The sequence below is a fragment of the Flavobacterium sp. genome (genome assembly GCF_036759525.1).
Classification (GTDB): domain Bacteria; phylum Bacteroidota; class Bacteroidia; order Flavobacteriales; family Flavobacteriaceae; genus Flavobacterium.
Window position 1 is genome coordinate 96,556 of record NZ_DAIOUN010000006.1, and the last position, 11,977, is coordinate 108,532.

At 34.0% G+C, this 11,977-nt stretch carries 11 protein-coding genes; 5 read left to right on the forward strand and 6 right to left on the reverse strand.

Annotated features, from left to right (window positions below; genetic code table 11):
- The 4 genes from trpA (at nt 1) to V7M80_RS06675 (ending at nt 5,052) form a co-directional block, all read left to right on the forward strand.
- Nucleotides 1-762, forward strand: a complete 762-nt coding sequence (gene trpA / locus V7M80_RS06660; protein WP_333694920.1) for a tryptophan synthase subunit alpha — start codon at nt 1-3, stop codon at nt 760-762.
- Between the two features lie 191 nt (nt 763-953).
- Nucleotides 954-1,475, forward strand: a complete 522-nt coding sequence (locus V7M80_RS06665) for a CIA30 family protein (protein WP_333694921.1) — start codon at nt 954-956, stop codon at nt 1,473-1,475.
- A 42-nt stretch (nt 1,476-1,517) separates the two neighbouring features.
- Nucleotides 1,518-2,465 (forward strand): tRNA dihydrouridine synthase, encoded by a 948-nt coding sequence (locus V7M80_RS06670; protein WP_333694922.1) that lies wholly within the window; start codon nt 1,518-1,520, stop codon nt 2,463-2,465.
- Nucleotides 2,466-2,649: 184 nt separating this feature from the next.
- Nucleotides 2,650-5,052 (forward strand): NACHT domain-containing protein, encoded by a 2,403-nt coding sequence (locus V7M80_RS06675; protein WP_333694923.1) that lies wholly within the window; start codon nt 2,650-2,652, stop codon nt 5,050-5,052.
- 403 nt (nt 5,053-5,455) lie between these two features.
- Here the strand turns inward: V7M80_RS06675 and V7M80_RS06680 are convergent, their stop codons facing one another.
- Nucleotides 5,456-6,052 (reverse strand): hypothetical protein, encoded by a 597-nt coding sequence (locus tag V7M80_RS06680; RefSeq protein ID WP_333694925.1) that lies wholly within the window; start codon nt 6,050-6,052, stop codon nt 5,456-5,458.
- Between the two features lie 106 nt (nt 6,053-6,158).
- Entirely contained in the window at nt 6,159-6,713 is a 555-nt protein-coding gene (locus V7M80_RS06685; protein ID WP_333694926.1) for a hypothetical protein, read from the reverse strand.
- 152 nt (nt 6,714-6,865) lie between these two features.
- Here V7M80_RS06685 and V7M80_RS06690 point away from each other — a divergent pair, with 152 nt between their 5' ends.
- Nucleotides 6,866-7,741 carry a winged helix-turn-helix domain-containing protein gene (locus V7M80_RS06690; RefSeq protein WP_333694928.1) on the forward strand — a complete coding sequence of 292 codons (876 nt, stop codon included), beginning with the start codon at nt 6,866-6,868 and terminating at the stop codon, nt 7,739-7,741.
- 197 nt (nt 7,742-7,938) lie between these two features.
- Here V7M80_RS06690 and yaaA read toward each other — a convergent pair whose 3' ends face one another.
- The 4 genes from yaaA to lon form a co-directional block, all read right to left on the reverse strand.
- Complete coding sequence (gene yaaA, locus V7M80_RS06695; protein WP_333694930.1) at nt 7,939-8,700, reverse strand: peroxide stress protein YaaA; 762 nt, start codon at nt 8,698-8,700, stop codon at nt 7,939-7,941.
- 96 nt (nt 8,701-8,796) lie between these two features.
- Nucleotides 8,797-9,486 carry a (d)CMP kinase gene (cmk, locus tag V7M80_RS06700; protein ID WP_333694932.1) on the reverse strand — a complete coding sequence of 230 codons (690 nt, stop codon included), beginning with the start codon at nt 9,484-9,486 and terminating at the stop codon, nt 8,797-8,799.
- A gap of 68 nt (nt 9,487-9,554) precedes the next feature.
- Nucleotides 9,555-10,574: a type IX secretion system protein PorQ gene (gene porQ / locus V7M80_RS06705; RefSeq protein ID WP_333694934.1), complete on the reverse strand. Its 1,020-nt coding sequence runs from the start codon at nt 10,572-10,574 to the stop codon at nt 9,555-9,557.
- Between the two features lie 122 nt (nt 10,575-10,696).
- The coding region (gene lon, locus V7M80_RS06710; RefSeq protein ID WP_333694935.1) for an endopeptidase La at nt 10,697-11,977 on the reverse strand (1,281 nt) is incomplete at its 5' end.

Sequence of the window (11,977 nt, forward strand, 5' to 3'; positions counted from 1 at the left end):
ATGAATCGAATAAATATAAAATTACAAGAAGACAAAAAACTGCTATCTATATATTTTACAGCAGGTTATCCCAATTTGAATGATACAATCCAAATCATTTCTGAATTAGAAAAAAGCGGCGTTGATATGATTGAAATCGGTTTGCCATTCAGCGATCCGTTAGCCGATGGACCTACTATTCAAGCGAGTTCAACCCAAGCTTTGCAAAACGGAATGACAACTGAACTTTTGTTCCAACAACTGGCAAATATTCGTGAAACGGTTCAAATTCCGTTACTTATTATGGGGTATTTTAATCCGATGTTGCAATTTGGCATGGAAAAATTCTGCCAAAAATGTCAAGAAGTAGGTATTGACGGATTGATTATTCCCGATTTGCCTATGGAAATTTTCGAAACGGAATACCTAGAATTGTTTGAACAATACGGTTTAAAAAACATTTTCTTAATCACACCTCAAACTTCTAAAGAACGAATTCTGAAAATTGATTCTCTTTCAAGCAGTTTTATATACATGGTGAGCTCCTCAAGTGTTACCGGAAATCAATCGGGCTTTTCTGAAATTCAAGAACAGTATTTTGAACGTATGGCATACCTAAATTTAAAAAATCCGCAAATTGTGGGCTTTGGAATTTCAGATAAGACGACTTTTCAACAAGCAACGAAACATCAAAAAGGAGCAATCATTGGGAGTGCTTTTATTAAATTTATCAAGAACAACTCAGTAGATAGCATTCAAAATTTTATCAAAAATATACTTTAGTTAAAAAGTCGTAACTGCTTTATATAAAACTATTTAAATATGAATAATAGTTTTTATCTATGGTTTTGAAACATGTGTCTTTTTTATATTTTGAACCCATTTGTACATTTTTCTTTGTACAACAAATGATAAGTTCCTGTTAACTTGATATTGAAAATAAAAGAGATGATTTACCTTTAGCAAAAAGAAAAATGAAATCCTTGATACTTTTAGTTTTAGTCATGCAAACTCAATTCATTTACGACTTCAACAAAAACTCCTCCCCACGCGATTGGCGAATTATAGACGATGGCGTTATGGGCGGTTTATCGCAAGGCAAATTTTTTATTGATGCAGCCGGAAACGGCGTTTTTGCTGGAGAGGTTTCACTAGAAAACAATGGTGGGTTTTCATCGGTTCGTTATCAATTTGAAAAAATTACTGTTACCAAAGAATCCAAGGTTCGCATTCGATTGAAAGGCGATGGCAAAAACTATCAATTTAGAATCAAAGACAAAGCAACTTCGTATTATTCGTACATCACGACTTTTAAAACTTCGGGGGACTGGGAAACCATTGAAATTAAACTGAGTGAATTATATCCTTCTTTTAGAGGAAGAACATTGGATTTGCCAAACTTCAATAGCAATTCTTTTGAGGAAATTGTATTTTTAATTGGTAACAAAAAGAACGAATCCTTTCAACTGGTTTTAGATAAAATTGAGTTGGATTAAACTAAGACTGATTTCTCTTATCTTTACGGCTCAATTGTAACCATGAGTCCTACCCTACTTTCTTCGCCTTTGCAAGGTTTTACCGATTTCCGTTTTCGCAATGCGTTTCATCACTATTTTGGTGGCATTGATACATTTTATGCACCTTATATTCGGTTGGATGGCAAATTAGTCATTAAAAATTCGTACCAACGCGATTTGCAACCCGAAAACAATAAAGTATCCGAATTGATTCCGCAAGTAATGACGAATGATGCCGATGAGTTTTTGTTTGTGGTGAAATACATTCAGGAATTGGGCTACAAAGAATTAAACTGGAATTTAGGTTGTCCTTACCCGATGGTTACGAAAAAAGGAATGGGTTCCGGGCTGATTTGCGAACCGCATCGAATAAATCATATTTTAGACCGTGTGCATAACGAAACCGATGTGATTGTTTCCATGAAAATGCGAATGGGTTACGAACATCCGGAAGAAATTTTGGATGTTTTCCCGATTTTGGATCAATACCCAATTAAAAACATAGCCATTCACGCCCGAATTGGGAAGCAATTGTACAACGGTGGCGTAAATTTAGAAGCCTTTCAACGCTGCACCGAAAATACACGACACAAACTCTATTACAACGGCGACATCACTTCGGTAGCCAAGTTTAAAGAAATGCAAGAACGTTTCCCGAGCATCGATCATTTTATGATTGGTCGCGGTTTGATTGCCGACCCGTTTTTGCCAAGTATGATCAAAAACAACACTACTGAATACCCAATCAACCGTTGGCAAATCTTCAAAGAATTTCACGACACGATTTACCAAGAATACGATGCCGCTCTTTCCGGCCCCACGCCTATCAAAATGAAAATGTTAGGATTTTGGGAATACTTTTCTACTTCCTTCTCCAACCCGCAAAAGACGTTGAAAAAGATTAAAAAAGCACAGAATCCAAGGAGTTATCAAGAGGCTGTTAAGGAGATTTTTGGTGGGGAGAGGTAGACTAATAATTTGATAAATATATATTTTTTACTTCTATTGGAAAATTTTTTAGTTTCCCTTTACTTATTTTACTCAGAAATTTCATAAATGTTATATATATTTGAGTTTATGAACTAGTAAGCAGAGAGCCTTAAAACACCGACTTGAATTGAAAGCTTTTTTTTTAATTCCAAATAATTTGAAAATGAAATCTAAGAAACAAATTACGACCGTAAACACTAACTTTCCAACCGTTAAAGAGAAAGTTTCATTTATACATAAAAATTGTCATGAATCTGAATTATTCGAACCACTGAGATTATTATTTAAAGCAAAAAGCTTCGAGAATGTTCAAATAACTCATGGAAATAATGAATTTGGAAAAGATTTGGTTTTTTCAATGACCGATAGTGCTATTGATGAAAAAATTTGGTATTCAGCGATTGTAAAAAACAAAAATGCTCAGCAAAATGATTTTGTCAGCGGTGGTGAAATTCAGCAACAAGTTGAATTATCTCTAAAACATCCATTCTTAGATCCATCTGGTAAAAAAATTCAAATTTCAAGAGTTTTTGTTATCATTAATGGTTCAGTCACACAAAATGCTAGAGAAGTCTTATGCTCAAATTATGAACAGCATCTTCGCTCAAGCATTATTATTTGGGATTATCAACGGCTTATTTCTGAAATTGAATCTCACACCAAAGATTTGTTTTTAGGAAGTAACTTACCTTCAATAAATATGTTTGATAATAATCAAATAACTGTATTGAGCGATATTTCCAAAACCAATCAACTACTTCAACTTAATATGAAAGACATTGATGAGATTTTTGTTAGTGTTCAAACTACAAATTCGAAACATATGAAAAAAGTTGAGAATTATGTTATGTTTGATGAAGATAACAAGTCTAGAACCAAAAACATAGAAGATATTGACGGGTTAGATGAAGTAATTAACTCTGATAAAAGTTTCATTGTACATGGTATCCCTACTAGTGGCAAAACTTTGTTTTTAAAGAGATTAGGAATTCGATTGATAAAAGAGCAAAAACAAAATCTAGTTTTTTTCTTTGAAATTCCCGAAATAGTTGATTATAAAGTTAAAACGCTTTATGACTTAAAAGAGAAGATGATTGAACAGTTTAAGATAAGAACAAATGATGAAAAATTAGAATTTGAAAACTACTCTAAAATCGTTCTTTTACTAGATTCTTTTGACGATATTAAAGATGAAAATCTAAAATGTACAATACTCGAAAAAATTGATACTTTTCTCGCCACAACCGACTTAAAAAACTTGCAAATCGTTTTAGCAATGAGAACCACTGAAATAATTGATAAAGAACAACGATTAAGTGAATTTGAAAAAACCGAATTGCTTCCATTCAATATAGGGCAAGCTCTAAAATTAGTCGAAAAAATCATCCCAAATAATAAAGCAAAATCAACTGCATTTACAAAGGCAATGAAAGATTCTATGCTTTCATCTTCTATATTAAGAACACCTTTAGCGTTAACATTAATGGCAATACTATACAGAGATGAGACTATAGATTTGGAAGAACTTCCAGCAAATATTACTGAGCTATATAATAAATTCACCGACACATATTTAGACAGGTGGGATACATCGAAAGGAGTTTCTCAACAATACAAATACGAGCAAACTAAGAATATATTAGGATTTATTGCAATGGAAATTCACTCATCAGAAAAAACGTTTATTTATGAAGATGAATTGATAAAATTCCTCACTGAACTTAGAAAAGTTTATAATTATGAAGAAATTGATAATCCATATGAATTTGTTCAACATTTAAAGCAAAAATCTGGTGTACTTAATTATGACGAGAACATGCACGTTTTTTCATTTTTCAATCATTATTTTCAAGAGTACTTTGTAAGTCTTTGCATTGATGAAAATAATGAAAATGATTTAAAAGATAATTTCTTTGAAGAATGGTGGGAAAATGCAATCGTATTTTATTGTGGAAAAACCCCAAGAAGGGATAAATTCATTTTAGAAGTCAGTAAAAATGTTGTTCCTGTTGAATTAAAAGATCTTTATATTTATTTAGGTCTATTATCAAAATCATTACAAGCAAGTCATGCAATCCCAATTAATAGTAGACTCGCTATTGTTAAGCGAATGATTAGTGTTTTCGATAATTTCTTTGTTAATTTTATTAAAGAAGGAGAAAAAGGAAATACTTTCGCAGCAGCATCGTCAACAATGGACATAGTTTTAATATTTCGTGATTTCTTTGAAAAGCTATTTGGATCAAAACACATTTCAAATGATGAATGTATGAAGCTTTTTGAAAGTATTTTGCTTGAAGAAAATAATAACCTTTCAGAATTAACAAATTATTGTATATCATACTTTGTAACTTTTCATAGAGATTCTCCAACTACGTTGGAACTATTTCTAGATAGACCAAATATCGATGTAATATGGCAAAGGATAGTATACATTGATTTAAAACTTCTTCACTACAAATCGAAAGACATAAAATCTTTCAAACGTATTAAGAAAAAGATGGACAAAAACAAATTTCTAATTTTAAGTAAACTGAAAGATATAAGTACAAATCAACTAAACTGATACTACTGTCCTTTACAGCTTCTATAAGCTCACCTGAGTATTCTTTGATAGCAAATTGCACCGCAAACCTCTCTATCTTTGCGGTTTTATATAAATCAAACGACTGGGGAAGTTGTAAAACGAAATCAATAATTTAAAAAAAATTGTCAAACCCTAATCAGCGGTCACATTTATTTTTTACTTTAAATTTTTCAAACTTATCTCCATTTTGTTTGTAAACGCCATCATTATCTGTTCCTAACCACAGAATACCGTTTTTGTCATGGTGGATTGAAACTAGTAAAACATCTTCAATTCTCCCCCCTGCTCGTGCGAGCGAGACGCTCGCACCCATAAATAAAATCAACAATTTTTCATCTCAGAAAAAGTATACACTTCTAACTATATTTCATAATTTATTTCCTTAACACCCATCTTTCCGTAACATCCTTTCATAAATAACTTCACCCTCTTTTTCCACAAAATCACCAGCTATAATAGGAAAATCATATTTTGGAGCTTTTGAAATGTTATGACTTTTAATTTGTATTTTGTCGTTTACTTTTAGCATTCGCAATAGGTCAAATTCTCTTTTTAAGTTCAAACTATTGTTACCGGGTTGTTCAATGCCAAAAGAAAGAATATACTCCTCGCCTTCTATTGCTATCATCATTCCAAATCCCAATCTTGAGCCAGGCGGTAGCGAAAGTGATGTAACAACGGCTTCCATGGGTGTAAAATTTTTAACGGGTTGTCTAATTTTGGCCGAAGCGGCAATCACTTTTTGTCCCACAGGAGAGGTTTCCCATTTTTTGAATGCCATCCCATCCGGACTTGCCTCCCATTTTTTCAATTCTGCTTTTCTTTCCTCCGCTGAAAGGGGCTTTTGTTTTGGCTTTTTAGGAGTCTCTGTTTTAATTTCATTATTGGTAATTTTGTCGTTGTTGAACTGTGTAAAGCTAAACACCAATCCGCCTACTATTACCAACGTAAGGATGGGTATTGAAATAATTTTTTTCATATTAATAAAGGATTAAATACTATTTTTTTTCTTATTACTACTGAGAACTGACAACTGAGAACAGACAACCGACAACAGTCAACCGACAACAGTCAACCGACAACAGTTAACACCCATCCCTCTTCACACTCAATTTTCCATCCCCATACGAAAGAATAAACGGAATTTTTTCTAACGTGCAACGTGGTTCAATCGTAAATTGGATATAGCCATAGACTTCAAAATTTTCGTTGGTTAGGACTTTTAACGATTGTTTGTAATGCGTGTTTTGTCGAACCCATTTAACAAAACCTTCGTTTTCATCCACTTTTGATAAAGGGGTTTCGATGATGGCACCATTGGTTTGCAAATGTTGCGGTTCGGTAAGTACAATCGTAAATTTTCCTGTAAAAGAACCGAGTTCTGTAGGCGAAACAAAATAGCCATTCTTCTTCAGATTCATTTGAATGGAAAGTACATGTTCCTTATCGCTTTGTTTGTCAATGCGAATAATTGTGGTGTAAAGCGGATCTTCTTTTACCAGATCATCGCTAAAATGAGTTGGCCCAACATATACGCTGTCAACCGCTTTGTTGTTTTGAGCCAAATCTTGAGAGTTGACCTCCGCACAATTGTAATTGAACGAAAGAAGGAATAAACCTAAAAAGAAACTGTTGTTCATGAGGGATGATTTTAAATGATTATTTTGAAATCCATTGTTCTTGAATTTCAATGTAAAACTAGCCGTATCAATTGTTTAAAATGTAAAAAATAGGTAAAAAAAGTGTCAACAGTTTTAAAAAATCACAAAATAGTATGTTCTTTGCCAAACCTATGAATACACGAAAACTATTTTTTTACGGTAGTCTTTTGATTGCCCTTTTATCAGCTTTGCTACTACTCACTTATCAAAATAACCGTGAGGTTGAAACAGCATTGACAAAAATTGCCTTGCGAGATGTGGGTAATAAATTGTTATTAGCAAATGGCGATAGTACTTCGCTCATTTTGCCTGTAAAAAAAAGTAATGATTCAAAATACCAACTTACATTTGAAAAAGAACTGACCATTCATCCGGATAGTTTGGTTTCTATTGTGGAAAATAGTTTCAAAAAAGCGAATCTTCATCCACTTTATCAAATTGAAGTAAAACAATGTCGCGATTTTGAGGTAGCGTACAGTTATCAAAAAAGTAATGCCATTAGTAAAGACATTATTCCGTGTAGCGGTCGAATTTTACCACAAAATTGCTATTCTATTGAAGTACAATTTGTGAATTTAAAACCGAATACAACTCCATATCATTGGATACTTCTATTAATTATCAGTTTGTTTGCGGCAATTTACTTCTTCTTCAAAAAGGATATTGTAAAACAACAAACCAAGGAAAATCTTAGTGAAAATGGAATTGCAATTGGCAAATTGCAATTTTATCCTGAAGAAAATAAATTAATGACTGAAGGAACAGAAATCAGTCTTTCCAAAAAAGAAGTGGAATTGTTGACGCTTTTTGTAGCCAATCCCAATAAAATCATCAAACGAGAAGAACTTTCCAAAAAAGTTTGGGAAGATCATGGGGTTTTTGTGGGGAGAAGTTTGGATACGTATATTTCCAAATTACGCAAAAAGTTGAGTGAGGATGAAAGCATTAAGTTGACGAATGTTCATGGGATTGGGTATGTTTTGGAGGTGAAAGAAACTAATTCTTAATTGAAACACGGATCCCGATAGCTATCGGGACGGATTGCTTCGCAAACGCAGATTTTCACAGATTTTGATAGCTTCGCTATAAAGGACAAAAGCGGATTTATTACTTCAAACTTGCAATTCTAAACAGAATACCAAACTTGAAACCTGACACGAGCCTAAAAGGCGACTGGCGAAGCAAACTTGAAACTAAAACCAATCTACCTCGTAAACACTAACTTATTTCCCTTGCTCAAATTCGCATCAAAGGCATAGCCTTCGTAATTGAAACCTTTGAGATCGCCAATGGTTTCGGCATTGGTATCAATGATGTATCGCACCATCATGCCTCTCGCTTTTTTGGCAAAAAAACTAATCATTTTTAATTTTCCGTCTTTGTAGTCTTTGAATTCGGGAGTGATGACGGGGACTTTTAAGGCTTTCACATCCACTGCATCAAAATATTCGTTACTGGCTAAGTTGATAAAAAGTTCGTCTTTTTGCAATTCGCTGTTCAATTGCTTGGTGATTTTGGCTTTCCAAAACTCATACAAATTCTTGCTTTTACCTATCGGAAATTTGGTTCCCATTTCCAATCGATACGGCTGCATCAAATCTAACGGTTTCAACAAACCATACAATCCGGACAAAATGCGGAGTTTATCTTGCAAAACGTCTATTTTTTCAACTGGTAAAGTTTTGATATCCAAACCAATATACACATCTCCGTTAAAAGCATATATCGCTTGACGAGAATTTTCAGGAGTAAAATTATCCAAATCACGCTCTTGGTTGCGTTGCCAATTCAAATCGGCCAATTTATCGGATATATCCATCAATTCCATTAATTGTTTAGGCTTTTGCTTTTTCAACAATGTATTAATTTGTTGAGCTTCTTTTAAAAAACAAAATTGTGTGGCTTTGTCTACCGGGATGGGAGATTCGTAATCTAAAGATTTGGCTGGCGATATAACGATTTTCATAGTAACTTTTTATAATTTCAAAAATACAAATTGATTCCTGAAAATCATATACGTAAAAATGGAAAGTATTGATTGCTCTATCAGAGAAAATGATACTTAATCGTTATGAAATTTGTAGATTAAATCTAAAACCAAATCAAATTGTTCTTTTTTGGTCAAAGTTGAATTATCAATTTCAATTGCATCTTGGGCTTTAACCAAAGGCGAATCCTCTCGATGGGTATCAATATAATCACGTTCTTCAACATTTTGTAAAACTTCTTCATACGATACTTTTTGACCTTTTTCTATTAATTCATCGAATCGTCTTTTCGCACGCGTGTGAGCACTGGCAGTCATAAATAATTTGAGTTCGGCATCCGGAAAAACTACAGTTCCAATATCTCGACCGTCCATCACGATACCTTTATTTTTCCCCATTTCTTGTTGTTGTTCTACCAATTTGGTTCGAACTTCAGAAATCTCGGCAACTTTACTAACCAATCTGGAAACTTCAATAGATCTGATTTCGTTTTCCACGTTCACATCATTCAAATACATTTCGGCAAAACCTAAATTAGCATTAAACTGAAAATGAAGTTTTATTTTCGGCAAACCATTAACTAATGCTTTTGCGTCCAGGAAATCTTCTCCAACCCAATGGTTTTGCATTGCAAAATAAGTAACGGCACGATACATAGCTCCGGTATCTACATAGACATAACCTAAATGTTTGGCTAGTTGTTTGGCTAAAGTACTTTTTCCGGTGGATGAAAATCCGTCTATAGCAATGGTAATGTGATTCATTTTTTGGGTACTAAGTTACTAAGATACTTTTTCTTTTTTCTGGATTAATTTTCTATGTATTCACGATTTTATTGCAAATTAATCATCAATCCAAAAAGACTGGTGTTTGCGGCTAAAGTATATCTGGAATAGGAATAATCAAAACGAATTTTATTAATTTTTAAACTGAAACCGGCAGATATTCCGGAAAAATGACGTTGATCTACAATACGTAATTCTTCACTTCTCCGAAAATTATACCCTACCCTAATATTAAAACCTTTACCCGGGAAGAGTTCGGCTCCCAAAATTAAATGACGTAACGCATTATTAAAAAATGAAACCTTTTCCTCTTGAGTCCCACCATCTAAATTTCCTTGAGCTCGTGCGGGATTTGAAAACGCAATATTCCATTGTTGTAAGTTTTCTAAAGTAACATGCCATCTAATAGGAACATTTTCTACTTCTTGAGAAATTCCCAGCAAAATTTCTAAAGGCAACTTCTCACGTTCACCCGCATAGGTTGTAAATTGAGTCCCTATATTTCGAATTACGAGTGCATAATGAATATCGTTATCTGTATCAATGTAAAGAGCTCCTAAATCTAATGCTCCACCAAAAGAATTGTAACTTTCTAAAGTAGAAGATATCAATTTGGCATTGGCTCCTAGATAAAAATCAGAAAAAGGGATATTGTAACTGTAACCAAATGACAAAGCTATTTCACTTCCGGTAAAATCTGAAGTGAGTCCACCCAGTTCATCTCTACCCTCAAAAGTACCATAATTAACATAGTTTACACCGGCGTGAAACGTTTGAACGTGACGATCGTATGTGTAAGCATAAGAAGCCGTTCCGTAGGTGATTTCGCCAAAATAGTTCCCGTAATTTACAGACAAGTGATTGTCCATTTCGGTATTAATACTAGCCGGATTGAATTGAGCGGCATTTACATCGTAATCAAAATGTGTGATAACCTTACCTCCCAATGCCGCTTGACGAGGTGAGGTAACCAAATTTAGAAACTGATAAACCGATTGACCGCCTATCTGACTGTATCCTTTCATACAGCAGCATAAAACAAACAAACACAAAACAACTCTAAACATTAGGCAGATTTATCAATTAGCTTATTCAATAACGGAAATGCGAAGATATTATTTTTATTTTGGACTTGATAAACTTCAAAAAAAAATGGTAAAGAAACTTCACCATTTTTTTATTTCTGTTTTTAATTTAATTTCTTAGCATTTTTAACCTTTTGATTGGTAATTGCAATGGCAATTACTTCACTCATGTCTCTGACGTAATGAAAAGTTAGACCTTCTATATACTCGGCTTTGATTTCATCAATATCAAATTTATTCTCATGGCATAAAATGATTTCTTTGATATTGGCTCTCTTTGCCGCTAAAATTTTTTCTTTAATTCCGCCAACAGGTAAAACTTTGCCTCTAAGTGTTATCTCACCTGTCATAGCCAAATTCTTTTTTACTCTTTTCTGAGTCAAAACCGAAACCAACGAAGTTAACATAGCAATACCGGCACTTGGTCCGTCTTTGGGTGTAGCTCCTTCCGGAACGTGGATGTGAATGTTATAATTTTGCAACACCTCCGGGTTAATTCCAAACATTTCGGCATTAGACTTAATGTATTCCATAGCAATAGTAGCCGATTCTTTCATTACGGTTCCCAAATTTCCGGTCAAGGTTAATCCTCCTTTTCCTTTGGAAATAAGAGATTCTATGAATAAAATATCACCACCCACACTTGTCCATGCTAAACCGGTTACCACGCCGGCCACATCATTACCCTCAGATTTATCTCTTTCCAATCTAGGTGCTCCCAAAGTTTTAATGATATCCTCATCGGTAACTTTGGTATTGTATTCTTCTTCCATGGCTACCGATTTGGCTGCAAATCGAATTATTTGAGCTAATTTTTGTTCCAAAGAACGAACACCGGATTCTCGGGTATATCCTTCTACAATTTTTTCCAATTGACGTTTACCAATACTCAAATCTTTGGAAGTGAGACCGTGTTCTTTCAATTGTTTAGGGAATAAATGTTGTCTGGCAATTTCAACTTTTTCTTCTAAAGTATATCCTGTCATTTTAATTACCTCCATTCGATCTTTCAGAGCCGGCTGTATGGTAGACATGGTATTGGAAGTTGCAATGAACATCACTTTAGATAAGTCATAACCCATTTCCAGGAAATTATCATAGAACTCTTTATTTTGTTCCGGATCTAAAACTTCCAACAAAGCCGAAGAGGGATCTCCGGTATGACTTACCGATAATTTGTCAATCTCATCTAAAACAAAAACAGGATTGGAAGTACCGGCTTTCTTTATGTTTTGCAAAATTCTTCCGGGCATAGCCCCAATATAGGTCTTACGATGTCCTCGAATTTCGGCTTCATCACGTAAACCGCCTAACGACATTCGCACATATTCTCTGCCAAGAGCTTTGGCTATAGATTTACCAATAGATGTTTTTCCAACTCCCGG

Excerpts from the sequence above, each read along its gene's own strand:
- trpA (WP_333694920.1), top strand. The coding sequence starts at position 1 with ATGAATCGAATAAATATAAAATTACAAGAAGACAAAAAACTGCTATCT.
- V7M80_RS06665 (WP_333694921.1), top strand. The coding sequence starts at position 954 with ATGAAATCCTTGATACTTTTAGTTTTAGTCATGCAAACTCAATTCATT.
- V7M80_RS06670 (WP_333694922.1), top strand. The coding sequence starts at position 1,518 with ATGAGTCCTACCCTACTTTCTTCGCCTTTGCAAGGTTTTACCGATTTC.
- V7M80_RS06675 (WP_333694923.1), top strand. The coding sequence starts at position 2,650 with ATGAAATCTAAGAAACAAATTACGACCGTAAACACTAACTTTCCAACC.
- V7M80_RS06680 (WP_333694925.1), bottom strand. The coding sequence starts at position 6,052 with ATGAAAAAAATTATTTCAATACCCATCCTTACGTTGGTAATAGTAGGC.
- V7M80_RS06685 (WP_333694926.1), bottom strand. The coding sequence starts at position 6,713 with ATGAACAACAGTTTCTTTTTAGGTTTATTCCTTCTTTCGTTCAATTAC.
- V7M80_RS06690 (WP_333694928.1), top strand. The coding sequence starts at position 6,866 with ATGAATACACGAAAACTATTTTTTTACGGTAGTCTTTTGATTGCCCTT.
- yaaA (WP_333694930.1), bottom strand. The coding sequence starts at position 8,700 with ATGAAAATCGTTATATCGCCAGCCAAATCTTTAGATTACGAATCTCCC.
- cmk (WP_333694932.1), bottom strand. The coding sequence starts at position 9,486 with ATGAATCACATTACCATTGCTATAGACGGATTTTCATCCACCGGAAAA.
- porQ (WP_333694934.1), bottom strand. The coding sequence starts at position 10,574 with ATGTTTAGAGTTGTTTTGTGTTTGTTTGTTTTATGCTGCTGTATGAAA.